The organism is Lacticaseibacillus camelliae DSM 22697 = JCM 13995 (assembly GCF_001311195.1).
Taxonomy (GTDB): Bacteria; Bacillota; Bacilli; order Lactobacillales; family Lactobacillaceae; genus Lacticaseibacillus; species Lacticaseibacillus camelliae.
The window spans coordinates 14,525-38,337 of record NZ_BBAJ01000005.1 but is presented as its reverse complement, the minus strand read 5'-3'; the positions used below and the strand labels follow the sequence as shown (position 1 = coordinate 38,337).

Annotated in this window: 21 protein-coding genes, 9 pseudogenes and 1 riboswitch; of the genes and pseudogenes, 4 read left to right on the top strand and 26 right to left on the bottom strand. The window is 57.8% G+C overall.

Going from position 1 to position 23,813, the window contains the following annotated elements; all coding sequences use genetic code 11:
- Positions 1–28: 28 nt before the first annotated feature.
- From JCM13995_RS17330 to JCM13995_RS01690, 4 genes and pseudogenes are all read right to left on the bottom strand, one after another.
- Positions 29–515 (bottom strand): annotated as a pseudogene (locus JCM13995_RS17330) (dihydrofolate reductase).
- An 18-nt stretch (positions 516–533) separates the two neighbouring features.
- A pseudogene (locus tag JCM13995_RS01700) lies at positions 534–1,489 on the bottom strand (thymidylate synthase).
- Between the two features lie 11 nt (positions 1,490–1,500).
- Positions 1,501–3,405, bottom strand: coding sequence for an ABC-F family ATP-binding cassette domain-containing protein (locus tag JCM13995_RS01695; protein ID WP_054661877.1), 1,905 nt, complete (start codon positions 3,403–3,405; stop codon positions 1,501–1,503).
- 131 nt (positions 3,406–3,536) lie between these two features.
- Positions 3,537–4,714, bottom strand: a pseudogene (locus tag JCM13995_RS01690) (CCA tRNA nucleotidyltransferase).
- A 100-nt stretch (positions 4,715–4,814) separates the two neighbouring features.
- Between JCM13995_RS01690 and JCM13995_RS01685 the strand changes: the two are divergent.
- On the top strand, positions 4,815–5,693 hold the full coding sequence (locus JCM13995_RS01685; RefSeq protein WP_054661822.1) for a YitT family protein: 879 nt from the start codon (positions 4,815–4,817) through the stop codon (positions 5,691–5,693).
- A 119-nt stretch (positions 5,694–5,812) separates the two neighbouring features.
- On the opposite strand, the pseudogene JCM13995_RS17425 reads toward JCM13995_RS01685, so the two are convergent.
- The 10 genes and pseudogenes from JCM13995_RS17425 to JCM13995_RS01635 all read right to left on the bottom strand — a co-directional run bounded on the left by JCM13995_RS17425 (position 5,813) and on the right by JCM13995_RS01635 (position 14,507).
- Positions 5,813–7,087, bottom strand: a pseudogene (locus tag JCM13995_RS17425) (tetratricopeptide repeat protein).
- A 78-nt stretch (positions 7,088–7,165) separates the two neighbouring features.
- A complete protein-coding gene (gene hbs / locus JCM13995_RS01675; RefSeq protein ID WP_054661819.1) occupies positions 7,166–7,441 on the bottom strand; it encodes a non-specific DNA-binding protein Hbs in 276 nt (91 codons plus the stop codon).
- A gap of 229 nt (positions 7,442–7,670) precedes the next feature.
- Positions 7,671–8,980, bottom strand: a pseudogene (gene der, locus JCM13995_RS01670) (ribosome biogenesis GTPase Der).
- Between the two features lie 530 nt (positions 8,981–9,510).
- A pseudogene (gene rpsA, locus JCM13995_RS01665) lies at positions 9,511–10,616 on the bottom strand (30S ribosomal protein S1); the annotation flags it as partial.
- 96 nt (positions 10,617–10,712) lie between these two features.
- Positions 10,713–11,363, bottom strand: a pseudogene (gene cmk / locus JCM13995_RS01660) ((d)CMP kinase); the annotation flags it as partial.
- Positions 11,364–11,465: 102 nt separating this feature from the next.
- Positions 11,466–12,011: a LysM peptidoglycan-binding domain-containing protein gene (locus JCM13995_RS01655; protein ID WP_054661816.1), complete on the bottom strand. Its 546-nt coding sequence runs from the start codon at positions 12,009–12,011 to the stop codon at positions 11,466–11,468.
- A gap of 110 nt (positions 12,012–12,121) precedes the next feature.
- Positions 12,122–13,036, bottom strand: a complete 915-nt coding sequence (locus JCM13995_RS15400; RefSeq protein ID WP_225350633.1) for a helicase-related protein — start codon at positions 13,034–13,036, stop codon at positions 12,122–12,124.
- Entirely contained in the window at positions 12,963–13,538 is a 576-nt protein-coding gene (locus tag JCM13995_RS15395) for a DEAD/DEAH box helicase (protein ID WP_225350632.1), read from the bottom strand. The genes JCM13995_RS15400 and JCM13995_RS15395 overlap by 74 nt, the downstream gene beginning before the upstream one ends.
- Positions 13,526–14,203, bottom strand: a complete 678-nt coding sequence (locus JCM13995_RS14235; protein WP_156314279.1) for a YpbB family protein — start codon at positions 14,201–14,203, stop codon at positions 13,526–13,528. Before JCM13995_RS14235 ends, JCM13995_RS15395 begins: the two co-directional genes overlap by 13 nt.
- Positions 14,190–14,507, bottom strand: a complete 318-nt coding sequence (locus tag JCM13995_RS01635) for a YpbB family protein (protein ID WP_054661807.1) — start codon at positions 14,505–14,507, stop codon at positions 14,190–14,192. The genes JCM13995_RS14235 and JCM13995_RS01635 overlap by 14 nt, the downstream gene beginning before the upstream one ends.
- A 24-nt stretch (positions 14,508–14,531) precedes the next feature.
- On the opposite strand from JCM13995_RS01635, the gene JCM13995_RS01630 reads away from it, so the two are divergent.
- The 3 genes from JCM13995_RS01630 (at position 14,532) to JCM13995_RS01625 (ending at position 15,916) form a co-directional block, all read left to right on the top strand.
- Positions 14,532–14,774, top strand: coding sequence for a ferredoxin (locus tag JCM13995_RS01630; RefSeq protein WP_056989888.1), 243 nt, complete (start codon positions 14,532–14,534; stop codon positions 14,772–14,774).
- 138 nt (positions 14,775–14,912) lie between these two features.
- Complete coding sequence (locus tag JCM13995_RS15390; RefSeq protein WP_225350631.1) at positions 14,913–15,092, top strand: hypothetical protein; 180 nt, start codon at positions 14,913–14,915, stop codon at positions 15,090–15,092.
- Positions 15,065–15,916 (top strand): amidohydrolase family protein, encoded by an 852-nt coding sequence (locus JCM13995_RS01625; protein ID WP_225350630.1) that lies wholly within the window; start codon positions 15,065–15,067, stop codon positions 15,914–15,916. Before JCM13995_RS15390 ends, JCM13995_RS01625 begins: the two co-directional genes overlap by 28 nt.
- 156 nt (positions 15,917–16,072) lie before the next feature.
- On the opposite strand, the gene JCM13995_RS01620 is transcribed toward JCM13995_RS01625, so the two are convergent.
- The 12 genes and pseudogenes from JCM13995_RS01620 to JCM13995_RS01570 form a co-directional block, all read right to left on the bottom strand.
- Positions 16,073–16,819, bottom strand: coding sequence for an alpha/beta fold hydrolase (locus JCM13995_RS01620; protein ID WP_225350641.1), 747 nt, complete (start codon positions 16,817–16,819; stop codon positions 16,073–16,075).
- A gap of 356 nt (positions 16,820–17,175) precedes the next feature.
- On the bottom strand, positions 17,176–17,769 hold the full coding sequence (locus JCM13995_RS01615; protein WP_054661799.1) for an ECF transporter S component: 594 nt from the start codon (positions 17,767–17,769) through the stop codon (positions 17,176–17,178).
- 113 nt (positions 17,770–17,882) lie between these two features.
- Positions 17,883–18,006, bottom strand: a riboswitch (FMN riboswitch).
- Positions 18,007–18,058: 52 nt separating this feature from the next.
- Positions 18,059–18,803: pseudogene (locus JCM13995_RS01610) on the bottom strand (pseudouridine synthase).
- On the bottom strand, positions 18,793–19,452 hold the full coding sequence (gene scpB, locus JCM13995_RS01605) for an SMC-Scp complex subunit ScpB (protein WP_082397663.1): 660 nt from the start codon (positions 19,450–19,452) through the stop codon (positions 18,793–18,795). Before scpB ends, JCM13995_RS01610 begins: the two are co-directional and overlap by 11 nt.
- On the bottom strand, positions 19,452–20,180 hold the full coding sequence (locus tag JCM13995_RS01600; RefSeq protein ID WP_054661796.1) for a segregation and condensation protein A: 729 nt from the start codon (positions 20,178–20,180) through the stop codon (positions 19,452–19,454). Before JCM13995_RS01600 ends, scpB begins: the two co-directional genes overlap by 1 nt.
- Positions 20,155–20,547: a hypothetical protein gene (locus JCM13995_RS01595; protein ID WP_054661793.1), complete on the bottom strand. Its 393-nt coding sequence runs from the start codon at positions 20,545–20,547 to the stop codon at positions 20,155–20,157. Before JCM13995_RS01595 ends, JCM13995_RS01600 begins: the two co-directional genes overlap by 26 nt.
- Before the next feature lie 87 nt (positions 20,548–20,634).
- Positions 20,635–21,540 (bottom strand): site-specific tyrosine recombinase XerD, encoded by a 906-nt coding sequence (xerD, locus tag JCM13995_RS01590; RefSeq protein ID WP_054661790.1) that lies wholly within the window; start codon positions 21,538–21,540, stop codon positions 20,635–20,637.
- Positions 21,524–22,386 (bottom strand): annotated as a pseudogene (locus JCM13995_RS01585) (CvfB family protein). Before JCM13995_RS01585 ends, xerD begins: the two are co-directional and overlap by 17 nt.
- 12 nt (positions 22,387–22,398) lie before the next feature.
- Complete coding sequence (locus JCM13995_RS01580) at positions 22,399–22,860, bottom strand: DUF441 domain-containing protein (protein ID WP_054661787.1); 462 nt, start codon at positions 22,858–22,860, stop codon at positions 22,399–22,401.
- Between the two features lie 164 nt (positions 22,861–23,024).
- A complete protein-coding gene (locus JCM13995_RS14230) occupies positions 23,025–23,165 on the bottom strand; it encodes a hypothetical protein (protein WP_156314278.1) in 141 nt (46 codons plus the stop codon).
- A gap of 87 nt (positions 23,166–23,252) precedes the next feature.
- A complete protein-coding gene (locus JCM13995_RS01575; RefSeq protein WP_054661784.1) occupies positions 23,253–23,468 on the bottom strand; it encodes a hypothetical protein in 216 nt (71 codons plus the stop codon).
- A gap of 24 nt (positions 23,469–23,492) precedes the next feature.
- Positions 23,493–23,687 (bottom strand): helix-turn-helix transcriptional regulator, encoded by a 195-nt coding sequence (locus tag JCM13995_RS01570; RefSeq protein WP_054661874.1) that lies wholly within the window; start codon positions 23,685–23,687, stop codon positions 23,493–23,495.
- Positions 23,688–23,813 lie beyond the last annotated feature (126 nt).

The window sequence follows — 23,813 nt, the reverse complement described above, 5'->3', positions numbered from 1 at the left end:
AAAATTCCTCTGCGCCGGCACTTTTTGTTTATTTGCGCGCCCAGGTTTCAAACACATGCGTCTTGCGTGGGTCGGAATCGATGACCTCGCGACTCGCGATCTGCTTAAACGCGGCCCAATCCAGGGGCGGCATTTTGACGTCGCCCTGAAAAGTGCCGGCCAGCTTGGTCACGTACAACCGGTCGACGATGTCGCAAAGGCCATGAACACCTGGGCCCCGCCGACGATCATCAGGCGCTGCTGCGGGTGAGTCGAAGCATAGGCGAGCAACTCTGCGCGGTCGTGCACGACCACCGCCCCTGGCGCCTGGTAGTCTTCCTGGTGGGTCAGCACAATATTCGTGCGCCCCGGCAGCGGCCGCTTCGGCAGGCTTCATAAGTGGTCCGGCCCATCACAGTCAGCTGGCCCAGGGTCAGCTGCTTGAACTGATGCAGGTCATCGGGCAGGTGCCACGGCAGCTTGCCGTTTTTGCCGATCGTGCCGGCTTGGTCCTGGGCCCAAACAAATGCGATCATCGGATCCTCCTGTGGTGCTCAGACCGCGACCGGCGCCTTAATGGCGGGATACGGGTCGTAATCCTTCACCTTGATGTCTGCCATGGTCAGCGTGTCGATGGTTTTGCCCGGTGTCAGCACCAGCTGCGGGCTATTGCGCGGCGTGCGGCTGAGCTGCTCGGCGACCTGATCGACGTGATTCGTGTAAATGTGCGCATCCCCGAACGTGTGGATAAACTCGCCGACCTGCAGCCCGGTTTCCTGGGCCACCAAATGGGTCAACAGCGCGTAGCTGGCGATGTTAAACGGCACGCCGAGGAACATGTCCGCGCTGCGCTGGTACAGCTGCAGCGAGAGCTTGCCTTCATTGACGTAGAACTGGTACAGCGTGTGGCACGGCGGCAGCGCCATGGTCGGCACGTCCTCCGGGTTCCACGCCGAGACAATCAGGCGCCGGGAGTTCGGCGTTTTTTTGATGGCCGCGATGACGTTGCCCAGTTGGTCGATGGTGTCGCCGCGACTGGTTGCCCAGGCGCGCCACTGCTTGCCGTACACGTTGCCCAAGGTGCCATACTTTTTGGCGAAAGTTTCGTCAGCTAGAATTCTATCATCGAACGCCTGCATTTGCGCCTGATAGACCTTGGCAAAATCAGCGTCCTTGAGCCGGCGCCGGCCGAAGTCGGTCATATCAGGGCCGGTGTACTCTGGCGACTCGACCCAGCGCTCGAACGCCCACTCGTCCCAGATGTGGTTATGGTGCTGCAGCAGGAAGCGAATGTTGGTGTCGCCGTGCAAGAACCACAGCATCTCGCTTTTGATCAGACCAAACGGGACTTTTTTTTCGTGGTGAGTAAGGGAAACCCTTTGCTCAGGTCGAACCGCAGCTGGGCGCCAAAAATCGAGTAGGTCCCAGTGCCCGTGCGGTCGCCTTTAAAATCGCCGGTTTCCATAATTTGCTTCAGCAGGTCCAAGTACGGCTGTTCTGTGACTGGCATGCGTGTTCCTCCTAATCCGAAACGTACTCGTCAAGGGCGGCAAAGCGGTCAAACATCTTGTCGAGCGCCGCGTTTTTATCATCGATCTGCTTTTGAAGGTCGCCCAGCTTGACGTAATCCTCGCCGCTGATGGTGCTCATTTCCTTTTTCAGTGCGGTGATCTCATCGTCCAAGGCATCCATTTTCTTCTGCAGGTCGTCGTGCTCGATTTGTTCCGCGTAGGTCAGCTTGGTCTTTTCGGCCTTGGCTTCAGGCTGGGCCGGCGCCGCAGTGGCCACCGGTTTAGATTTAGGCGCCGTGTTTTGCTCTTCGTCTGCCCGCATTTTCTTCAGGTAGTCGGTGAACAGCCCGACATGGCGGTCGATGCGGCCATTGCCCTCGAAGAACAGCAAGTTATCGGCGACCTTATCCAGGAAGTACCGGTCATGCGAGACGGTGATTATCGTGCCCGGAAACTGGCGCAGGTAATCCTCCAGCACGGTCAAAGTCGCCACGTCCAGGTCGTTGGTCGGCTCATCGAGCAGCAGCACGTTGGGCTGGCTCATCAGGATCCGCAGCAGGTACAGCCGGCGCTTTTCGCCACCGGACAGGCGCGAGATCAGCTCGCCGTGCATGCTGCGAGGAAACAGGAACTGCTCGAGCAGCTGGGTGACCGAAATGCGCTCACCGGCATTGGTCACCAGCTCCTCGCCTGCCTCTTGCAGGTAGGCGATCACGCGCTTGGTCGGGTCCAGATCAACGGCCAGCTGGGTGTAATAGCCCAGCTTCACGGTTTCGCCCAGCACACAAGTACCACTGTCCAGCTTGACCTTGCCGGCGATCACGTTGAGCAGCGTCGACTTGCCGGCGCCGTTGAGCCCCGAAATGCCGATGCGCTGGCCCGGCTGGACCAGCCACGAGAAATCACTCAGGATGCGGTGGCTGCCAAGCGTCAGGTTGGCGTGGGCAAATTCAATCACCTTTTTGCCCAGACGCGTGGACGCTACCTTCATTTCGACGGTGCCGTTCTGGGCCGGCTGGCTGTTCATATTTTCCTTCAGATCAACAAAGCGGTTGATGCGGGCCTGCTGCTTGGTGGTGCGGGCCTGAGCGCCGGCGTGCATCCAGTCCAGCTCCTGCTTGTAAAGCTGCTGCTGCTTGTGCGAGCTGGCCGCATCGCGCTCATCGGCCGCGGCCTTTTGTTCGACATAGGCCTCGTAGTTGCCGGTGTACCGGTGCAGCTGGCCGCGGTCGAGTTCCCAGATGACGTTGGTGACGTGATCTAGAAAGTAGCGATCATGGGTGACGACCAAAAGCGCCCCTTTGTACTTCGCCAGGTACGATTCAAGCCAGTCGATGGAGTCAAAGTCCAGGTGGTTGGTCGGCTCGTCCAGCATCAGCAGGTCAGGCGCTTCGATCAGCACCTGCGCCAGTCCGACCCGCTTCTGCTGGCCCCCGGACAAACTGCCGATCGTTTGGTTGAGGTCAGAAATGTGCAGCTGGGTCAGGATCGTTTTGATGTTGGTCTCTGCGTCCCAGGCGTCCAGCTGCGTCATTTTGGCGTCGGCTTTGGTGTAGGCCTCCTGCGTGGCGGCATCCATGGGCGCCTTGGTGTATTCGGCCAGCGCCTTTTCGTAAGTGCGGATCGCCGCAAATACCGGTGAGGTGCCGCCGTAGATCGCGTCCATGATCTGCTTGTCCGCATCCAGCGCCGGCTTTTGCGCCAGATAGCTGATCCGATAATTTTTCGGGGTGGTGATGTCACCGGCGTCAAACGGATCGGTGCCGGCGATGCCGTTGAGCAGGGTCGTTTTGCCGGTACCGTTGACGCCGATCAGCCCAACGCGGTCGCCTTCGTTGATCAGAAAATCTAAATCTGTGAACAGTTGCTTATCGCCGTACGCCTTGCGCACGCCTTCCGCAGTCAATGTTTGCATAGTCATCCTCGCTTCTTCTGTTCACCATCATAACATGGAACCTGCACAGAAAAAATTGACTTGATTGCCGCTGGAGTACCAAAAAACGACCGGGCTGCGACCCGATCGCCAAAGAAATGATGTTAGTTTATTTATTTCTGCGCCGCTGCCAGCAAGGCGGCCTGGTCGTTTGGCAGCTGACCAAACACCACGGCACGCTCCAAAAGGTTCAGCGTCTGGCCCAGCTGCGGCCCCGGCTTAAACCCGCTGGCCATCAGCGTTTTACCGTCGATCGCCAGCTCCGCTTTGGCGTGGATCGGCAGCGCCGCGTACGCCGCCTCTGCCTGCGCCAGGTCAAAGTCAGAATTCAGTGCCTGCTCGGCCGTAAAGGCAACGGCTGCAGCGGCTTTGCCGGCCTGATACAACGCCCAGGCATCGGCCCCCGGCAACTGCTTCAGCAGTTGCGCGGCGCTGGTGGTCAGGCGGATCAAATCATTGGCCTGTTTCCAGGCCCGCAGCAGCTTTTCCGCATTCAGGCCAGTCAGGTGCACCAGCAGCGTCCAGCCGATGGCGGCGTCCTTAAACTGTGGGGCGGACAATCCTGCCAGCTGGCGCAGCGCCGCCACCTGCCCCTTCAGCTGCGGCGCGTAAGCGTACAGCCCGGTGTCGATGAAGGTCGTCAGCCCCGCCTGCCGGTCTTGCCCCATCAGCAGCTTGGTAAACTCGGTCGCCGTGCGTTCCACGGAAATTTTGGCCAGCAGCTTTGCATTGGTCGCAATCGCGCTTTCGGTGGCCGGTTCGATGGCAAACCCGAGCTGACTTTGGAAGCGCACCGCGCGCATCATCCGCAGCGCATCCTCGTGAAAGCGGGCGTGCGGATCGCCGACCGCGCGCAGCACCTTGTGGTCGAGGTCGCTCAGGCCGTCAAACATGTCGATCACGGTGCCGTCGTGGCGCACGGCCAGCGCGTTGACCGTAAAATCGCGGCGCTTGAGGTCCTCTTTGAGCGAGCGCACGAAGGTGACATGGTCGGGCCGGCGGAAGTCCTGGTAGCCGGATTCCGTCCGGAACGTGGTCACCTCATAGCCGACGCGTGATGCAGCACCATCACGGTGCCGTGCTGGATGCCGGTGTCGACCGTTCGCGGAAAAATCTGCTTGATCTCCTCCGGGTACGCCGAGCTGGCGATGTCAACGTCGTGGATCGGCAGGCCCAGCAAGGCGTCGCGCACGCTGCCGCCGACGAAATAGGCCTCGTAGCCGGCCGCCTCAATTTTTTTCATGATCGGGATCGCCGCTTGGAAATCCGGATGGCTCAAATCAATTTTCATTACTTTGCTCCTTTTTCTCCCTTCTATCATAGCAAACTCACCGCACCACAGCGAAGGTCTGGTAAGATTAAGGGGCAAGCAGCTCAGGAGGCGTGATGGCATGACAAAAAAAACGCAGCGAATGGTGATGGATCTGGCCCTGATCACGGTGGGCTGTGCCCTGTACGGGTTCGGCCTAGTCACCGTCAACATCGCCAACCACCTGGCGGAAGGCGGCATCACCGGCATCACGCTCTTGATCCGCTACTGGTGGCACATCGACCCCGCCTACTCGACCCTGGTCCTAAACATCCCGCTGATTATTGTGGGCTACAAGTTCCTGGGCAAGCGGGCCCTCGCCTACACGGTCTACGGCACGGTGATGTTGTCAGTGTTCCTGTGGGTCTGGCAGCGCGTGCCCGTCAGTTTGGACATTCACCACGACCTGTTCATCGCCGGCGTGATGGCCGGGCTCTTCGGCGGGATCGGCAGCGGCCTGATTTACCGGCGCGGCGGCACCACCGGCGGCTCGGACGTCATCGCGCGCATTTTGGAAAAACAGACCGGGATCCCAATGGGCCGCTCGCTGCTGGGGTTTGACGTGGTTGTCTTGCTGGCCAGCCTGTCCTACCTGAACCTCGAACGGATGATGTACACCCTGCTGGCCAGCTACGTCTTTTCGCGCATCGTCGACTTCGTGCTGGAAGGCGCGTACGCGGCCAAGGGCGTGCTCATCGTCTCCGACTCATCTGAGGCAATCGCCAACGCCATCATGAACCAGCTCGAGCGTGGCGCGACCTACCTGAAGGCGGAAGGCGGCTTTGCGCGCGACCAAAAGCGCGTCGTCTACGCTGTGGTCGCCACCACCGAAATTGCCGCGGTCAAGCGCATCATCGACGACATTGACCCGCACGCCTTCATCACCATTTTGGACGTGCACGAGGCGCTGGGCGAAGGCTTCACCTACAAGCGCAAACCCAAGCGGCTGTTTCTGGGGTGATTAGGACAAAAATAGGACCGAAGACCAAGTGGTCTCCGGTCCAATTTTTTTGGCCTCAAGCGAACGTCGCCATTAATCAACTGCTAGACAAGCAATCCGCAGGCAACAGGCGGCGCTGATTACTGTTGGTCATCGGCCTCATCGTTTAGCTCGTCCAGCCGGTCCTGCATGTCGACATCATCCGGCACCAGCTTCAAGTACCGCGTGAGTGCCGCCTTCAGCTCGGCAGTCGCCCCAGTCGACTGGAAGAAATCGATGACATCGTGCAAAAAGTCCGCCGAATCCTGCAGCGCATTGAAAGCCAGCAGGTAGTTTTCACGCGCCTTATCAACATCATCCAGCCGGTCGTAGCTTTTTGCGAGGTTCCAGTAAATCTGCGGATCGACCTCATCTGACTTGTCCAGCGCCTCCAAAAAGGCCACGTTGTCCTCGTCCTTATGCTGAGCCAGCAGCAGGTTGCTCCAGGACAGCGCAACGGCCTGGTTCTCCGGATCGATGGCGCGGGCCTTTTTCAGGTAATTCTCGGCCAAGTCCAGGTTCTCTTCCTTGATGGCAAGGCTGGCACCGAGGGCAAAAAGCGTCGGGTTCGTGGCGTCCTGCTCGATCCCTTTTTGCACCGTCGTCAGCGCAGCGCCTCATCACCATTTTTCTGCTGAGCCATGGCTAGTGCAGATAGGCGTTGGCAAAGGATGGGTCGCCTTCGATCAGGCCTGTCAGCGTTTCAATCGCGTCCTTGGGCTGATCCAGCTGACTGTACAAACTGCCCAGCTGCAGCAGACTATCCGGATCCAAGGCCGCCACGCCGACGTCTTCGTAAACCGCCACGGCGTCTTCATACTGGCCCATATGCGCCAGGGTGGCCGCGTAACGGGCTTTGATGTTGACATGGGCCAATGAGTCCACCCCGGCGTTGATCAGCTGAGAATACGCAAGGGCGGCCTGGTCATCGCGGCCCCAGGCGAAGTACAACTCCCCGAGCGCAAAGGTGACCACCGGTTCATCCGGCACCAGCTTTTGGGCTTCCAGCAACTTTTGCTCAGCGACTTCGTAAAGACCCTGCGTCTGGTACACATCGGCCTCGGCCATCAGCGCCTGCGGATAGCGTCGGAGTCCGGCGTGACCTTCGCCAGCAAGTTGAGCGCCTCATCGGTGTCGCCATCGCCCACTGCAATGTCCGCCAGGTCGGTTTTGAGCTCGTCTTCGTCCGGGTACTTGCCCATCAGCTCCTGGTACAGCCTTTTGGCCTGCCCGGTGAAGCCGAGCGCGTACAACTCGCCGGCCAGATTGTATTTGGTTTCATCATCATCGTGCTTCAATACGGATTGGAAAAGGTTGCGGGACTCTTCCATGTGCCCTTTTTCCAGGGCCGCGAGCATCTGCTCAGAATAGCTCATGTTTCCCTCCTGAAAAAAACGGGCTCGAACAATAAAGTTCGAACCCGTTTTGCTAAACCTATCATTGCTCCAAGGAGACTACTTAACAGCGTCCTTGAGTGCCTTACCAGGCTTGAATGCAGGTACTTTTGATGCAGGGATCTTGATCTCTGCGCCAGTTTGCGGGTTGCGGCCCTTACGAGCTGCGCGTTCGCGTACTTCGAAGTTACCAAAGCCGATCAGTTGAACCTTCTCGCCTTTAGCCAGGGAAGCCTGGATTGAGCTAAATACTGCATCTACAGCTGCCGTTGCATCCTTCTTTGTCAAGCCGGTTGAAGTTGCAACACTTTCGATCAATTCTGCTTTATTTGCCATGATCTATTCACCTCCGTATAGATTTGGGTTACCCACCCAAACATACCCAATCTTGGTTTCCAAGAATGAGGAAACAATGATAAACCGGTATCACTATTTCAATTTTCAAGATAACACACAAAGCCCGTCGTAGCAAGGTTTTTTGGCATTATCGGCAAAAAAATCAGCGCGGCGATGAAAACTTGGCTCTGAAAAGGAACCTTATTGTACCGGGCTTTGTCAAACCCCGTCATTTCCGCTTTCTGGCGATCAAATGAATCGGCGTGCCGTCAAAATCGAACGTCTTGCGCAACTGATTAATGAGAAAGCGCTCATAGGAGAAGTGCAGCAGATCCGGATCATTGACGAAAACCACGAATGTCGGCGGTTTGACGGCCACCTGCGTCATGAAATAGATGCGCAGCCGCTTGCCGTTGATTGTCGGCGTCGGGGTGACCGCCAGCGCATCCAGTAACACGTCGTTGAGTACAGCACTCTGAATGCGGCGATTCTGATTTTCTGAAACCTTCTCGATCATGCCTGGCAGGTTCGTCAGGCGCTGATGGGTCTTTGCAGACACGAAAACAATTGGGGCGTAGTCCAGGTACTGAAATTCGTCCCGGACGTGCTGCTCGAACTCCTGTATCGTGTGGTTATCCTTTTCTTTGAGCGTGTCCCACTTGTTGACCACGATGATGATCCCGCGGCCCGCCTCGTGGGCGTACCCGGCCACTTTTTTATCCTGCTCGCGGATCCCCGTTTCGGCGTCCAGCACGACCAGGACGACATCGGAGCGATCAATGGCTCGCAGCGCCCGCATGACGGCGTACTTTTCGGTGCTTTCGTAAACCTTGCCGCGCTTGCGGATCCCGGCGGTGTCGATCATCGTAAATTCCTGATCGCCGTGCACGAACTTCGTGTCGATGGCGTCACGCGTCGTGCCCTCGATGGGACTGACAATAACGCGCTCTTCGCCGAGGATCGCATTGACCAGCGAGGATTTGCCGACGTTCGGCCGGCCGATGAAGGAAAACTTGATCGAGTCGTCCTCCGCGTCCGTGCCTCATCGGGAAACGCGGCGAACACCGCGTCCAACACGTCGCCCAGGCCGATGCCGTGACTCCCAGAGAGCGGATAGGGTTCACCGAAGCCCAAGCTGTAAAAATCATAGATGTCGTTGCGCCGCTCCGGGTTATCGACCTTGTTAACGGCAAGTACGACCGGCTTGTCCGCCTTGTACAAAATCTGCGCCACGCGTTCATCGGCATCGGTAACGCCGGCCTCGACGCTGGTCAAAAACAGGATCACGTCGGCCTCATCGATGGCGATTTCGGCCTGGTCTGAGATCTGTTGCAAAAACGGCTCATCGCCAATATCGATCCCGCCGGTGTCGATCAGCGCGAACTGCTTGCCAAGCCACTCGGCCTTGCCGTAAATGCGGTCACGCGTGACACCTGGGGTATCTTCGACGATTGAGACGCGCTCGCCGATCATGCGGTTAAAGATCGTGGATTTGCCGACATTGGGCCGGCCGACGATTGCTAATGTGGGGAGTACCATAGAATTATCTTCCCTTTCTATAAAACCGGACCCCTTCAGGTAATGGGACCCTCGCGTTTTCAGGTGCGACCAAGTGCGCACCTGACATAAATCGGGCTACGAGTTCGCAGCTAACGCATGTCACCCTGTAACTCGCTTTGCTCGTACAGGCTGATCAACGCCCGAGTGATTAGCTACGCCCAAGGCCTCGCCGCCAAAAAGCGGCGGCAATACCTTGAGCTAGGCTAATCATCAGGCTAAGTTCGCGAACTCTTCGCACCATACATATAAAAACCGAGGCATCTCTGCCTCGGCCAGAAAAGCAATTGCTTACTTGTTGTCGTTGTCGCCCTTGTCGTCGTTCGCTGTGCTCAGTTTCTTCAGCGCATCGCCGAGCAAATCGCTCATTGAGAAGCCTGAATCATCCTGCTGGTATTCAGCCGGAATCTGAGTGTGCTCACTACGGCCACCGCGACGACCGCCACGGTCACCACCACGGCTGTTGCCACCGCGGTTGTTGTTGCCGCCGTTACCATTGCTGCGCGGACGGTCTTCGTGGCTGCCTTCAGGCGCTTCGGTCAGCGCCTTGATGGACAGAGCCAGACGGTGCTGATCCGGGTCAACGGACAGAACCTTGACCTTGATTTCTTCGCCTTCGCTCAGAACATCCTGAGGTGTTGCGATGTGTTCGTGAGAGATCTGGGAAATGTGAACCAGACCCTCAACGCCAGGGAAGACTTCAACAAACGCACCGAAGCTGGTCAGGCGCTTAACGATCCCAGTCAGAACAGAGCCAGCTGGTGCCTTTTCTTCGATGTCATCCCAAGGCTGCGGCAACGTTGTTGATGGAAAGGCTGATGCGGTTGCGATCAGGATCAACGGCCAAAACCTTGACCTTGATGTCCTGACCAACCTTCAGCACGTCGCTTGGCTTGTCAACGTGATCGAAACTGATTTCGGACACGTGAACCAGACCATCAACGCCGCCAAGGTCAACGAACGCACCAAAGTTGGTGAGCCGAGCAACCTTGCCTTCAACTGTGTCGCCAGGCTGGATCTTCGCAAAGATCTCCTTGCGGGCTTCGGCCTTGCCGGCTTCAACGATCGCACGGTGAGACAGGATCAAGCGGTTTTCGCTTGGCTCGATCTCAATGATCTTGAATTCCAGTTCCTGACCCTTGTACTGGGACAGGTCTTCAACGAAGTGGTCGGAAACCATGCTTGCTGGGACGAACCCACGCACGCCGGCGTTAACAACCAGGCCGCCTTTAACGACGGAAGTAACCGGTGCGGTGATGGTTTCACCGGCATCAGCCTTAGCTTGGATGTCTTTCCAAACCTTTTGTGCTTCGAGGCGACGCTTGGAAAGCAGGTACTGACCGTTTTCCTTGTCCTTGCCGATCGTCGAGATGACAACCAGGTCGAGCTTGTCGCCGACTTTAGCAACCGAGTTGATGTCATCGATTGGCTGAGTGGATAACTCTTTAAGAGGAACGACACCCTCAACGCCGGTGCCCTCGATCCCTACAACCAGTTGCTTGTCTTCGACTGCTAGTACTTCACCTTTTACGGTGTCGCCGATGTGAACAGTTTCAACGCTCTTCAGCGCGTCCGCCATTGTTTCGGTGTTTTCGCTTGACTCATTCTTTTCACTCATGCCAGAAAATTCCTCCTATACGACTGTCATACTTAGTCTATTGTACCCGATGCGGGCCAAAATACCAACTATTTGTTTTGCGTTTTCAACCGTTTTTTTGTTGACAAGTTCAATAATGGTCTGCACTTCTTGGTCAATGGTCATGTTGCTGGAGTCGATCTCAACCGCATCGGCCGCTTTACGCAGCGGCGATACGGCCCGCGTGGAGTCCTTGCGATCGCGCTCGGCGATTTCCTCTTCCAGCGTGGCCACCGGCGTCATGATGCCCTTTTCGACGTTTTCCTTGTGGCGGCGCTGCGCTCTTGTGGCAACCGAAGCCACCATGAAAATCTTGACCTCGGCGCCTGGCAGCACGGTCGTCCCAATGTCGCGGCCGTCCATCACAATGTCATTGTTCGCCGCGATTTCGCGCTGGCGGCGCACCATTTCCTGGCGCACCTTAGGCAGCGCAGACACCTGACTCACGTTGTTAGTGGTTTCCTCTTGGCGAATGGCCAGCGTCACGTCCTCGCCGTCCATGAACACCAACTGTCCCTCCGCACTTGGTTTGAACGTGATGTCCAGATCGCGCAGCGCGGCCATGATGCCGGCCTCGTCCCCGTAACCGATACCTTTTTGCTTGGCCATGACGGTGGCCGTCCGGTACATTGCCCCCGTGTCACAGTAGATAAATCCTAACTTGGTGGCGACTAATTTTGCGATGGTACTTTTGCCTGACCCGGCTGGGCCGTCAATGGCGATCTGCATACTGCTGACTCCTCCTCGCTGGCCCCGCGCTTGGCGGTGCCACGTACTGCCAACCATTATAACCAAAAAAGAGCCGAGGATTCGCCTCGACTCACGGAATTCTTATTTGATTCGCACTGATTTGCCAGGCGTCAAAGTACCTTGACCGTTCCACTGGTAGAACTGACTCAGTGAAATGCCGTGGTTAACGGCGATGCGGTAAGCGTTGTCACCTTGCTTGACGGTGTAGTAGCCGGCCGCGCTGCTCGAGGAAGATAAGGCCGCACTGCTGCTGCTAGAGCTGGCCACACTCGACGAACTGCTTGCCGGCGTGCTGGAACTTGCGGCTTGGCTGCTTGAACTAGCGGCCTGTGAGCTGCTTGAAGTGCTGCTGCTCGACTTGCTGCTGGATGAGCTGTGCTTCTTACGCTTCTTGCTGCTTGTGGAAGAGCTCGACTTTTTGCTGCTGGCAACCGTAATTTTATCATTGCCGTTATTATTACTAGAATTGCTGGCAATCGCGTTATACGCCACCGGCACGATAATGAACAAGGCGATCAGGACCCATAAAACGTACTGAAGCACCCGCGTACCATGAGATTTCTTGCGCGTTGCGACGCGGGACAGGTTGCCCTCGTCGTCGCGATCATCCTCAAATTGCTTGTTCACGGTTGGCTCTTGTCCGCGTCATCAGGCTGTTTGTGATCGGTTTTCTTATTCATTGAAACGGTCCTCCTTGCATACTAGGCCCATTGTATCATATTTAATCACGTCGATTTTTAATTCCTGTTAAAGATACGCGCGAAAATCTGTTGCCAATCCTGGGATTTGATGGGTTCGGCAGGCGCCCCGGTCGCCAGCTGCGCAATCACTGCTGGCGTCAAGGCCCCACAGCAAAACGCCGTGTGCGCGGCCCCGCTGGAGTCAAAATGACGCAGCAGCGTGGTGCGCTTACAGTCACTGGTGGTGGCCAAGGCGGCGATCGCCTGAAAACTCTTCTGTTTCTCACCGCGGCGCGCGGCCAGCTGCGCTTCGACCTGCGGCTGCGTGAACCCCGCCTGAATGTACGCCTCGATCAGATCGACCTGCGGGTCATCAAAGTCAGTGTAGGCGCTCGGATGCTTAAAAATCGTTTCGATCAGCCGCTGATCCGGCACGCTGGCCGCAAACTGCCCGGCGCGGTTCAGGTCATTGGGCTCGAGCAGCACCAGCGTCGCGGACTTTTGCCCGTCGCGGCCGGCCCGGCCGATGCCCTGCGAATAAGCCTCCAGCGAATCCGGCAGGTGCAGGTACAGCACCAGGCGCACGTCCGGTTTATCGATACCCATGCCAAACGCACTGGTCGCGCAAATCACTGCGACCTGGTTAGCCATGAACTGGCGCTGGATGCGGTCGCGTTCAAGAGTGTCCAGCCCGGCGTGGTAAAACGCCGCGGCAATGCCCTGGCCCTGCAGCAGCTCGGCGTAGCGCTCCGCCTCTTTCTTGCGGTCAAAGTACAGGATCTTGGGGCCCTGCACCTGCTGCACCACGGCCAGCGCGCGGGCCTGCTTTTGCTTCGCATTTTCAACCGTTTCAAAGCCCATGAACAGGTTGGGCCGATCCACACTGGTGATCAGGCGCTTAGGCCGCGTTAAGTTCAACCCGTGAATGATGTCCTGCTGCACTTTCAGCGGCGCGGTGGCGGTCAGCGCCAACGTTCGCTTGCGGCTGCAGCGCCTCGCGGAACTGCCCCAGCTGCAAATAGGCCGGCCGAAAATCCGGTCCCCACTGCGAGATGCAGTGCGCCTCGTCGACGACAAACAAGCTGACCGCCAATCGCCGCAGCTGCGCCAGCACATCCGGCCGACCCAGGGTCTCAGGCGCCAGAAACACAAACTTCTCGCCGGCCAGCTGGCTGAGCACGGTTTTAAAATCCGCCGGGGTCAGCCGGCTGGACAGCGATACCACGCGCTTTTCCCCACTGGCCTGAAGGCGGGCCACCTGGTCTTCCATCAGCGCCAGCAGCGGCTCGACCACCACGACCAGCCCGTCCAGCAGCCGCCCGGGCAGCTGGTAGCACAAGGTTTTCCCGCTCCCAGTCGGCAGCACACCGAGCACGTCCTCGCCGTTCAGGACCGACTGGATGATTTCTTCCTGGCCGGGCCGAAAGCCGGCGAAGCCAAACTCCTTTTTTAGGTAAGACGTTAAGTCAGCCACGCGGCCACCTTCCTTGCAGATTCAAGATTTGAAACAGGCGCACATGAAAAAAACTCGGCCGCGGGAATTGCCGCCAGCAGCTTCTGGTAGTCCAGCTCATGCGGATCCACCTGGGTAAACGCTTGGCGCAGCGCCGGCGAGTACAACCTCTCGACCGGCGGCTGCCACCCAAAGATCGTCGCTGCCAGCAAATGTTCGTTAACCGTGCTGGGCTTGAGGTGCAGCTGGGCCCCCACCTGCGCGCGCGTGCGGCCGGCATCGATCAGCTGACAGGCGCGGTAATTGCTGGCGGAAAGCAGCGCCACCCGACCGCCCCACAGGCTCTGCAGCGCCGGCCAGTCCAGATGCTCAGCAATCAGGCTGACGAGCCGCGCCAAATCGTCCAGATGCAAAAACGCCCCTGCTAAATCTTCCGCCTGCGCGCCGCCGACAAACTCATGCCCGATGAGCCGCGCGGCCATCCGGTTGGCCGCCGCACTTGGCAGCAGCGCGAAGGCGGCGGTGAGTTCAGAGGCAAACTTGCCTTGGCGATTTTGGGCATACCATCGCCGCACAAACTGCTGCGCGCCCCAGTCGCGCACCGCCGGCTCGTACTGATTATTGTGATACGCCGCCTCGGACACCGCCTGCACCGCCAATAGGAGCCGCTGCTCAAATTCGCGCACGCCCATCCAGCTGGTAATGCGTCGGCAGTGGCACGCGGGCCGCCGCCTGCATTTTGGCCGCCGGATCTGTCAGCACCAGCCCAGTCTCGGTGTGGGTCAAGGCATGGGCGTTCACCAGCTGCTTGACCGCCGCTTGAAAATCGGCGCGGCCCAGCGTAGGGTAAAGCTGAAGCCACTGCAACTGACCGTGCTGAAGTGCAGCAAACAAGACCGACAGCGTCTTCTTGCCGTTCAGCAGCATGTACGCCGCGGTTTCGCGCCGCGGCTGCTCATCAAATAATTGCACCACAAAATCTGTCAGCATCTTTTCCCTCGGAAGTGAAGTCTTATGAAACCAGTATACGCGCATGTCGACCGCGCTGCCTGCATCGCCTGCGGGTTATGCCAAATGCTCGCCCCTAAACTGTTCGATTACGACAGCGAAGGCATCGCCAGCTACCACCCAGACGGCAACACCGGCACCAAGCCGGTTGATCCAGCCGACCTGATCGATTTGAAAATTGCCTTTCGCCGCTGCCCGACCGGCGCGATCCAGCACAGCGAGCAGCCCTTCAACGATCAGCAGAAATAGATTTCGCAGTCAGCGCAGGCTGGCTGTTTTTGTTTGTTCCCAGTGACACCTTTTAGGCTTTTTGTTTCATAACGTGGTTCCGCCGTTCCCTGTCTCCCCCGTATACTAACGGTGAACAAGTAAAGGAGTCGATCATTCATGAAAGTCATCACTGTTGAGGAACATTTTGAATCCGCCAAGGTCACCCAGGCCATGGCCGCCGCTGCCGGTCAGCAAAGCCGGCCAAACGTCAGCCCGGAAATGGCCCACTACATGCAAACCACCCTCCAACGGCCACCATCATGCAGGACGTGGCCAAGGACCGGCTGGAATTCATGAACCGCTATGGGATCGATATGCAGGTCCTATCCTACGGCAACGCCCAGCCGCAGAACCTGGACCCCAAGGACGCGGTGCCGCTGAGCCAGTTAGCCAACGACGAGCTGGCCAAAGCCATCCAAGTCGCGCCTGACCGCTACGCCGGGCTGGCTGTTTTGCCGGTCGGCGATCCGAACGCTGCGGCCAAAGAGCTGCACCGCGCGGTGGAGCAGCTCGGCCTGAAAGGCGTCCTGCTCAAAGGCAATTACGCCGGCAAGTTCTTTGATGACCCGTTCTTCTTCCCGATTTTCCAAGCGGCGGCCGAGCTGAACGTGCCGGTTTACTTCCACCCGTCGTTTGTCCCGCCGGTCATCACCCAGCACTACTTTGAAAGCGACCACTGGACTGAAGTCGTGTCCGGGATTTTTGGCAGCGCCGGTTACGGCTGGCACATGGACGTCGGCATTCAGGTGATGCGCATGATCCTGTCCGGCATTTTTGACAAACTGCCCAACCTCAAGCTGGTGTCCGGCCACTGGGGCGAACTGGTCCCGATGTTCCTGGAACGCCTGGACGACGAGCTGGACAAGTATGACGGGCTCAAGCGGCACTTCTCCGCTTACTACCGCGACAACGTTTATGTGACCCCCAGCGGCATCCTGAGCCAGCCGCAACTGAATTTCCTGCTGGAAGAAGTGGGCGCCGAGCACATCCTCTACTCGATCGACTACCCGTACAAGCAGCCGGCAAATGCGGCCACCTTCCTGAATGACGCCAAGCTGACCGCAAGCCAGCGCGAGGCCATTGCACACGGCAACGCCGAGCGCGTCTTCAACCTGAAGTAGGTGCAAGTCAGGGAAAAATACCGCTAGTTAAAAAGATGAGCCTCCAGGGTCGCAAATGCCGATCCTGGAGGCTCATTTTGTCTTTATCAAACAACTTCACGTTCACTCACGGTTCAATCGATCAGCTTTGCTGAAACCAACGGGATGGCTGACCAGTCAAGCATGCCTGCATTCACCAAGAAAAGACTGCCAATTCCGCGCGACCAGCCCCGGATCATCGATGCCCAGCGCGTGGCCTGCGTGATCGTCAATGACCACGTGCTGATTAGGGGTATGGCCTAATCTTTGCAGATGGTCTTGGTACCCAACAATGTTATCTTGCCGACCCAGTATGGTGTAAATGGGTATGTTCAACTTGGCCAGGTTGGCGAACAGCTGGGCTTCATCCTCAAGTGAATACTTGCCGGACTGCTTGATTTGATCCCAGAACTGCCGATTGTATTGCCGCTGACCAGGCAGCGATTGGGTCTGATAAGCCTGCCAAGTTTGCGGGCTGATCACCACGTTGATGAAGCGGTAGCCCTGCATGGCCGCCGAACCGTCATCTGGTACCGGCTGAACGACTTGATTGCGATGCGTGGCAACATGGCGGTCAGCACTGTCGGCAATGACCACGGGACAGGTCGTGAAGACCCCGCCAACATGTTGCAGCCGGGTGGCCAGCTCGTCACACAGGTAGCCGCCATAGGAATGGCCGACCAAAATGACTGCGGCGTTGCCGGCAGTCGCCGTGATAAACGCCGCCAGCAGGTCCGCCACCTGATCACTGCTGGTGAGGCCGGTCACATTTTGAGACTGCCCCATGCCGGGCAAATCCACGTAGTAGCGGCGAAACTGCTTGGTCTCCGGAAACTGCTCGTAAAGCGCGCTCATGCTGACTTGCGACAGGGACATGCCATGCAGAAAATAGATTGGCTGACCCTGGCCATAAACTTGGTAAAATAACCGTTCTTTAAAAAAACATGCATTCTGCTTCCTCTCTTGCCCGCCAGGTGGTCACGGCTTGACCCACCACCAAGCGGTCGCCGGTCAGATGATCCCTGGCTAGGCCAAAAGTCGTCCCCAGCGGCAAATGGATACTGCATGATAAGAATAACATGAGCACCCGCCGCGTGAATGGCATCGCGCGAATCATGAAGCTTTTGAATCCATTCAAAACAGCATAAAGGGCAAGCCCTTGGAAAAGTCCAACGGCTTGCCCTTCAACTGCCTTTCACCAGTCACTGCGCCTCAACAACGACTTGCGACTTCATGAATTCCTACTGCAAGTGAGTCGCGCCTTGCTGCTGCGCGCGCTGCTTTTCCAGCCACGGCATCATGGCCTTGGCGATGACGAAGAACACCGCAGACACGACGACCCCTTTGATCAGGTTGAACGGCACCACGCCGATCAGCACGTAGCGGGTCACGGACATCCCCAGCGGGAAGCTCATCACGGCCAGGTACATCGGCATGATGATCAGCCAGTTGAGCAGGCTCATGATCACGGTCAGACTCAGCGTGCCCAGTGCCAGGCCGGACACTTCGCGGCCCACGCTGCTTTTTGGCTTCATGGTCATGACGACCGGCAGCATGAAGCCGACCGAGGCGATGAACGCCGCCAGGTCACCGATCAAATTGACAATGCCGCCGCCCGTGAGAACAAAGTGCAGCAGCGAGCGCACAAACGCGACCATGATGCCGCCGGTCGGGCCGTACAGCAGGCCCCCAAGCAGTACCAGCAAGTCGGACAGATCCAACTTGAGAAACGGAAACATCGGGAGAATCGGAAACGCCAGGTACATCATTAAGACAAACCCGACCGCCGAAAGCAACGCGATCCCGACTAAACGGTGAACTCTAGAACCAGACATGAAATATCCCTCCATGTGGTTGCTTCAGAGAGGCCTACGCCAAGGCGCGAAAAAAAAGACCCATTTACCCAGGGGGTAAACAGGCCTTAGCTTGAATGTCGATTCAAAATAAGCCCCATCTTCGTTTATCTAGACTATACTATCGGTCTCGGATTTCCACCAAGTCGGCCGTGCACATGCACGGTTCACGGACTATCACCGCCGGTCGGGAATTTCACCCTGCCCCTGAAGACGAACCAGTATTTAATTTTTAGTACTTACAAATTATAACCACATATGTAAGCGCTTGTCAACCTTTTTGCGCCAGCGCTTCAAGTGCCCGAATTTCCTCGCGCTTGAGCGGCCGGTACTCACCTGGCTGCAGGCCCTCCAGCGTGAGCGGCCCGTACTGCTCACGCGCCAGCTTCATGACCGGATAACCGATCGCCTTGAACATCTTTTTGACCTGGTGATTGATGCCTTGGTGAATGGTCAGTTGGATGATAGCCGTATTTTTCAGCTTGTCCGAGCTGATCTGCTTGAACTTCGCCGGCGCCAGCTTCTTGCGGTCCACGACCAGCCCGTCCTTCAGCGGCATCAGTTTGTCGCGGGTCGGAATGCCCTGCACCTTGACCACATACTTTTTCTCGACCTTGTAACTCGGGTGCATGAGCATGTTCGCAAAATCCCCGTCGTTGGTCATGATCAGAAGCCCAGAGGCGTCCCAGTCGAGGCGGCCGACCGGGTAAATGCGCTCCTTGACGTCCTCAAAAAAAGTCGGTGACGGTGCGGCGGCCCTTGTTGTCGGTCACGGCGGAGATCACATCCCGCGGCTTGTAAAACACAAAGTACTGCTTTTTTTCTTCCTGGTTCAACGGCACGCCGTCGACTTCGATGGCATCCTCACTGGTGACCTTGACGCCCATTTCGGTGATCACGTTACCGTTGACGGTGACGTGGCCCGCGGCAATCAGCTCCTCGGCGTGGCGGCGTGACGCGACCCCGGCGTTGGCGATGGCCTTTTGCAGGCGCTCTTCGGTTAATTTACTTGGCATGGTTGGATCCTTCCTCTGACTTCGCGTCAGTGGCCTCAGTTGGTGCATCTTCTGACTCTGATGCCGCCGGTTCGGCGTCATCTGCCGCACTGTCCGGCAGGGTGTTACGAAAATCGGTGAACAGGTCGACCTCAGTCGGGTCGGCCTTGGTCTCATCCAGCGGCGGCAGGTCGTCAAGGGTATGCAGACCGAAGTAGTCCAGGAAAAACGGCGTGGTGGCGTACAAAATCGGCCGCCCTGGCGCATCCTTGCGCCCGGCTTCCTTGATCAGCTGCCGCGATGCCAACGTCGTCAAGGCGCCGGAACTTTGCACGCCGCGCACATCGTCAATTTCCAGGCGCGTGATGGGCTGCTGGTAGGCGATAATCGCCAGCACCTCCAGCGCGGCGTTGGACAGCCCAGTGTGCGGCGGACCCGCAAAGTACTGCTTCAGCGCGCTTGCGTACTCGGGTTTGGTCAGCAGGTAGTACCGGTCGTCGGCGCTTTGCAGCATCAGGCCGCGGCTGGCATCGTCTGCCAGCCCCTGCCCAAACGTGGCCAGCTGCTGACGCATGGCGGCGGGCGAAATGTTGAGAAGCTGGGCAAAATCGCTCAGCGCAACCCCCGCTTCCCCGGCGGTGTATAGGATTGCTTCGATCACGGGTTGCATCAGGCGGCCTCCTTTTTCATGACGGTGATCGGCGCAAACGGCCCGGCCTGCTCGCAGATGATCTGGTCGGCCTTCATCAGCGTCAAAATTGCCAAAAACGTGGTCACCACGCCATCCACCGTGTTCACGGCGACCAGCGCGTCGAACCGGCAGGTGCCCACTTCGTCGATCTGGCGCAGCACCTCACTGATGCGTTTTTCCACCGAAATCGGTTCGGCCTCGATGTGCGCAATGGTGGTCTTAGTCGCGAGCTGGCGCGCCACCACGGCCGCCATCGCCCGGCTGATGTCGTTCAGCTTGACGGAGCCCGGCCGCATCGGCACCCGGACGTCTGCACCAGGCAGCGATTCCGGCTTGGCGTAGGACTGCGAGCGCGCCTTTTCGCGGTCCCGCAGCTGCTCGGCCGCCTCTTGGTAAACCTGGTAAGTCAGCAGCTGGGCAACCAGCCCTGCCCGCGGGTCTTCGTAGTCGTCTTCATCCGCTTCCTGGTCCGGCTCAGGCTGCGGCAACAGCATTTTACTTTTCATCGCCATCAGACTGGCGGCCATAACAAAATAATCACCAGCCACATCCAGCCGGGCCGTCTGCATGTCGTGCAGGTAAGCCAGGTATTGGCTAGTGATCTCTGCGATCGGAATGTCGTAAATATCGACTTCATTGGTCCGAATCAGGTGCCAAAGCAGGTCCAGCGGCCCGGAAAAGTCATTCAGCACTAACGTCAGCGCCATCGTGATCCTCTTTTCTATACTTCTGGTACGCGGCGATCAGACTGGCGTTGTCCATGGTGCCCATCAGTTTCTTATCCGGATATTCGGCACACAAATCCCGCAAAACGGCAAACTGCGTCGTTTCGCTTCGCACCGCCGGCGACAGCGACAGGTGCCGCACCATGACATAGTCCTTGCCGAGTTCCGCGCCGACGACCCCCTCAAAGTCTGCCCCCGGGGCCTCGCGGTACAGGTACAGCACATGCGAATTGTCAGCCGTATACAGCGTCAGTTCAGTTTTGAGATGATCAATGTCCTTCAAGTCGGGAATGAACGATAAGAAGCCCATCGCGATCTTGGCATAATCATTCTTATACTTGGTTAGCATGATAGCCTCCACAGATTAACTACACTCCAAGATACTTTACCATATCTTAAGAGAGCGAACAAACCCCAAGCCACTGGAGGTTTGTACTCAGCCCCGCGGATGGGTCTGGTGGTACACAGTCATGATCTTCTTGTTGGACAGGTGCGTGTAGATCTGGGTCGTGGAGATATCGGCGTGGCCGAGCAGCTCCTGGACCACGCGCAGGTCGGCGCCGTTTTCAAGCAGGTTCGTGGCGAAGCTGTGGCGCAGCGTGTGCGGCGTGACGTCCTTTTGGATGCCGATGTCGGCAATGTACGCCTTGAGGTTCTTCCAGATGCCCTGCCGCGTGAGTTGGTGGCCGTGAAAATTGACGAACACAACGCTCGGCTTGCCGCTTTTGATCAGGCGCGGCCGGCTGTCGTGCAGGTACTGGTTGACCCAGTCCACGGCCTGCGGCGACACCGGCACGATGCGCTGCTTGTCGCCCTTGCCGGTCACTTCCAGCAGGTTCAAGCTCAGGTGCAGCTGATCGAGACGCAGGTTGACCACTTCGGACACCCGCAGGCCGGTCGCGTACATCAGCTCAAAAATCGCCCGGTCGCGCATGCCCAGCGGCTTGTTCACATCTGGCGCCGCCATCAGCGCGTCGATCTCCGGGCCGTTCAAGGTCGCCGGCAGGTGCTTGGCGGGCTTGGGCGAGTCAACCAGCGCCATCGGGTCGGCCTTGACGCGCTCTTCGCGCAGCAGGTACCGGTAGAACTTGCGCATCGCCGAAATCATCCGGCTCTGCGAAGTCGCCGCCTTCACCTGGGCCTGAGTCGCCAAAAAGGCCTGAATCGAGGCCAGATCCTCCGGAAAACTGTCCAAATGCTGCTGATTGACCCACGCGGTGAACTCCACCAGGTCCTGGCGGTAACTGGCCTGCGTCGTTTTGGCTAAACCGCGCTCGATGTCCAAATAATGCACAAAATCCCCGATGAGATCAGCGCGGGCTTGTTCACTTTTGGTCGGCACGACGGGTCACTCCATTTTCTTCGACAATCAGGTGCGCCTTCAGCAGGTGCCCCAAGGCGCGCTTGAACGCCCCTTTGCTGATGCCGAACGTCATTTTGATGGCGTCCGGATCACTTTTATCCGTGTACGGGATCGACTTGCTCGGGTCGTGGTCGATAAAGGCCAGGATCATCGCGGCATCGTCGCCGATTTCCTCGTACGCGCGCGGGCGCAGCGAAAGGTTCAGCGTGCCGTCATCGCGCACGCCGATCACGCGGCCGTGCACCACTTCGCCCAGCCGCGGCTCCTGGTCGCGCTCGCTGGGGTGAATGAAGCCAGGTAATAATCGTCGGTGATGACATGGGTGCCGGACAGGCGCAGCGCGTACACCGTGGCCGTGACGTTTTCGTTCATCATGGTCGGCTTGGCCTGGTTGGCCACGGCCTGGAACATGTTCATGTCGGCGAGCTTGGCCCACAGGCGGTGCTGCTTGTCGATGTGCATGGACACCATGAGCCGGTCGCCCTTGGCCGGCCACAGCTTGGTCAGCTCCGGCAGGTCATCCAGCGACAGGACCAGGTCCTTGTCGGGCAGCCCGATGTCGATAAAGACCCCGAGGTCCTTGCGCACGTCGACCACTGTGCCAAAGGCGTACCGGTCGTAGCCAACTGCCGGCAGCTTGGTCGTGAAGCGGTCCGCACCGCTTTTATTCTCGTAAGCAAAACCATGCAAGACGTCGCCCACTGCCGGCTGCGTTTCAAACTCGGTCGCGTCGACACTCATGGTCACGCCTTGGTACTGGACGAACACCTGGGTCTCATTTTGGTCCGAAACCGTGGCGTCGATAATTTGTCCGTTAAAATTCATTTCTATTCTCCTTTAATGCGTTGGCATCAGGTTAAACACGCTGAGGATTACGTAAGTCATGCCGCTGGCGATCACCGGCCCGGCCGCGATGCCCTTCAGGAAGACCACGCCGAGGATCGTGCCGAACACGAGGGCCACGGTCATTTCGGGATTGCCGGCAAGCAGGCCGACCCCTTTGGATGACAGCACCGCGACCAGCACCCCCATTGCAATGGCGATCCAGCCGGCCGGCGTTTTCATCACGTTCAGCAGGTCCGACACCGTGATCTCGCCAGTGGCGATCGGCACCATGATGGCCGCTGAAATAATGGTGACGCCCCAGTTGATCCCCTGCGCCTGCATCAGCTTCAGCAGTGGGTGAAACAGCGGCACCAGCTTAAGCACCATCACGAAACCGACACCGATCATCAGGGCCTTGTTCTTCGACAGCGCAGCGATTCCGAACACTGCGCCTAGGAATAACCAGCTTTCCATGTCTACCTCCGTCAGTACAGTCTAGATAACACTTTACACGCTTCGGGCAATATTGTCATTAGTTTACATAACGATAACTGGAAAATAATTGTTGCACGCCGCAGTCAAAACAATCATTGGGACAAAAAAAAGCCGCTGAATCGCTTCAGCAGCCTTTCACGCGTTTAGTTGACCCGCTCGCGACGACCACGCCACCACGCGATCAACGATGCCATTCCCAGCAAAATCATGCACCAAGGGACAAGCTCGACCGCGGCGTCGCGGGTCACCTGCCAATGAACGATCAACGGCGCACCGTAATGCATTGTCATCTTCCACCAGTAGTCTTGACCTTTGATCAAAGGTCCATGATCCCGATAATGCCCAGCACCAACAAAATGCGATTGTGATCACTAGGCTTCAAATACGCGCCAGTGAAGATGTCGTAGATGATCACCGCCACCATGGTCGGAAAAAAAGACCAGCATGGTCAAAGTGCCCTGATCAGCCACGACGGGATGGCCGACCACCGCGGAAACCGCAAAGTTCAGGCCAAGCAGTCCGAGCAGCAGCCAAAAGCCCCCTGCGAAACCGCGCAACCGGAGCAGTCGTTGCCTTTCATCAAACATCCAATTGTCCTCCCCACTCATTTGTCAGTCTTCCCAAAACAAGTCGTCCAGCGTTTTGCCCAGTTCCTTACAGATTCGCAAACAAAGCTGAATGGTGGGATTGTAATCCCCTTTTTCAATAGCGCCAATGGTTTGCCGCGTCACCCCGATCCGCTCGGCCAGCTCGGCCTGCGTCAGGTTGCGAGCAGTGCGTGCGGCTCGCATGCGTTCATTTCTCATCAATTTTTCCTCGATCACAGTATACGACCTGACCAGCAAATGCCAAATATATCTTACTTTCATGTGCGCCGGAAAATTTAAAACCAAGACCATTCGCATGTGGTCTTAATCGGGCTACGACTTGGT